The organism is Anaplasma marginale str. Florida (assembly GCF_000215485.1).
Classification (GTDB): domain Bacteria; phylum Pseudomonadota; class Alphaproteobacteria; order Rickettsiales; family Anaplasmataceae; genus Anaplasma; species Anaplasma marginale.
Genome location: NZ_AFMS01000046.1, coordinates 1 through 2,334, shown reverse-complemented (window position 1 = coordinate 2,334; position 2,334 = coordinate 1). Strand labels below are relative to the sequence as shown.

Genomic DNA, 2,334 nt, shown 5'->3' with positions numbered 1-2,334 from the left:
GAGGCCGCGGATTCTGGTGGAGTGCTGGTCAAGATCCTCGCTAAGGAAAATGATCATCTTAAACAGATGCTGAACTTCCTTTCCCATCATGCGGATATCAGTTACGTCACAACACGTGCAGTTGTTGTGTATGATGGTACCCGAGAGCATGTTTTTTTACCCATAGGGCGCAGGGAAGGGATTCGGGACCAGCAGGCGGTTGTTACCAGCCAGGGGCTCATCGGTAAAACCACAGATGTGGGCGAGCATAGTGCCAGGGTGCTGCTTATCGCGAGCAAGGATTTTCGCATTCCAGTGATGGTTGTGGAAAGTGGTGTGAATGCCATACTCGCCGGTTCGGCTGAGGGTCTTGTGCTAACCCATCTGTCCTCTAGTAATACCGAACTCCATGATGGCGATTTGGTGATTACTACTGGGAATGATGAAGGATTTCCCCATGGGATATATGTAGGACATATACTGGCTCAGAATAAGGTGGTGACGTCGGTAAACCTGAGGGAAATAGGTGTGGTAAGCGTAATGAGCGCGAAGCACATGCACGGCGAGAGCATCGACTAGCTAGCGTATGCGGTACAGGCGGCACACACACCGAAGGTATCACTTTAACCGAGAGAACACACGGCCCCCGCATCTGTATATACTATCAGGTGGTTAGAATTGGAAACTTCAATCCTGCTTGAACAGTACGTGTGATAGGGCATCCATTTCCTCCAGTACCTTGCCTGTGCCCAATGCCACGCAGCACAGCGGGTTAGATGCAACTGCAACCGGGAGCCCGGTCGTTTCGGCCAGCAAGCGGTCTAGATTCTTGAGCATACCACCACCGCCGGAGACCATAATGCCCTTATCCATGATGTCAGAAGACAGCTCAGGAGGTGTGCACTCTAGCGCAACCCGTACCGCAGATACTATCTGCCCCACTGGCTCTGCCAGACTTTCTGCAACCTGCCTTTCCGACAGATATACTTCCTTTGGCACGCCGTCGCTGAGGTCTCTACCCTTTACAATAACGGTGTCACCATCTCCCGATTCTGGAGGGCAGGCGGCCCCAATGCTTTTCTTGATTCTCTCCGCGGTTGTCTCACCCACCAAGAGGTTATAGTGCTTCCTTATGTATGATGCTATGGCTTCGTCCATTAGGTCTCCACCGCTCCGTACCGAGCGAGAGTATACTATTCCTCCCAGGGATATGACAGCCACTTCGGTTGTCCCACCGCCCACATCAACGATCATCGATGCTTCAGGTTGGGTGACTGGCATTCCAGCGCCAATTGCCGCAGCCATGGGTTCCTCTATCAGGAAAACCTCTCCGGCTCCCGCACCTTCGGCCGCATCCTGTATAGCGCGCCTCTCAACGGGAGTGGAGCCAGAAGGAACGCATATCACCACTGTGGGGCTGTTTATGGTTCTACGCTTGCTGGCGTTTCTAATGAAGAACTTGATCATCTCTTCCGCGCCTTTAAAGTCAGCTATAACTCCATCCTTCAACGGGCGTATAGCCTCGATACCGCCGGGAGTCTTTCCCAGCATCATTTTCGCTTTGGCCCCGAATGCATACGGGACGTAATTACCCCTTTCCTTCAGGATAGCCACTACAGACGGCTCATTAAGCACTATGCCCCTGCCTTTAACGTACACTAGAGTGTTTGCTGTTCCCAGGTCAATTGCCATATCACTAGCGAAAAGCCCGCTGCAAGACAGGGCATGCACGCACCGATCGAAAAAACTTGCCGCCCGCATGTTCAGGGCATCAGGCAATAGATCTAGACTCACCATAACAATATACCAAAGTAGGAAACCAGCACCCACCGCCATGCAGCCACAACCCAATGGCACACACGCCCGACGGTGCACACATGTACACACATCTATATAGCACATATAGAATCAAAAGCACGCCCTGAGTCCAAATTTTTTATACCAATAAAGGAATATTTTGTTTTTGCTGCGATTAGTCGCAAAGGCTGCTAACGTATAGATCGTGAGAGCTTAGCTAGGTGCGGGATAATTGCAAAGTGCGAGAGTAAAATATGGATGGCTAAACGTAGATAAGCCTCTCCACATGAGTTCCGGCAGTGTGGTTGGTAGGGTAAAGAAGATTTTTAACTGCAAAGTTGGCCATGCGGGCACGTTAGACCCTCTAGCAACCGGGGTGCTGCCTGTTGCTGTAGGTGAGGCGACGAAAACCATACCGTATGCGGTTGATGGGTTGAAGTCGTATGCAGTTACGGTACAATGGGGGTCTCAACGCTCTACTGACGACGCTGAAGGTGAGATTATCAAGACGAGCAGCTTGAGGCCGAGCGCGGATAGTATAAGAGAGGCATTAGGCCA

The 2,334-nt window shown here is 51.4% G+C and carries 3 protein-coding genes; 2 read left to right on the top strand and 1 reads right to left on the bottom strand.

Annotated elements, in window-relative coordinates; genetic code table 11:
• A partial coding sequence (gene mreC, locus GAC_RS01285; protein ID WP_037349063.1) for a rod shape-determining protein MreC occupies nucleotides 1-558 on the top strand: 558 nt, incomplete at its 5' end.
• A 108-nt stretch (nucleotides 559-666) separates the two neighbouring features.
• On the opposite strand, the gene GAC_RS01280 is transcribed toward mreC, so the two are convergent.
• Nucleotides 667-1,740: a rod shape-determining protein gene (locus GAC_RS01280; protein WP_044051809.1), complete on the bottom strand. Its 1,074-nt coding sequence runs from the start codon at nucleotides 1,738-1,740 to the stop codon at nucleotides 667-669.
• Nucleotides 1,741-2,062: 322 nt separating this feature from the next.
• On the opposite strand from GAC_RS01280, the gene GAC_RS01275 reads away from it, so the two are divergent.
• The coding region (locus GAC_RS01275; RefSeq protein WP_458796999.1) for a pseudouridine synthase family protein at nucleotides 2,063-2,334 on the top strand (272 nt) is incomplete at its 3' end.

Coding starts and splice junctions, on each gene's coding strand:
- GAC_RS01280 (WP_044051809.1), bottom strand. CDS start 1,740: ATGCGGGCGGCAAGTTTTTTCGATCGGTGCGTGCATGCCCTGTCTTGC.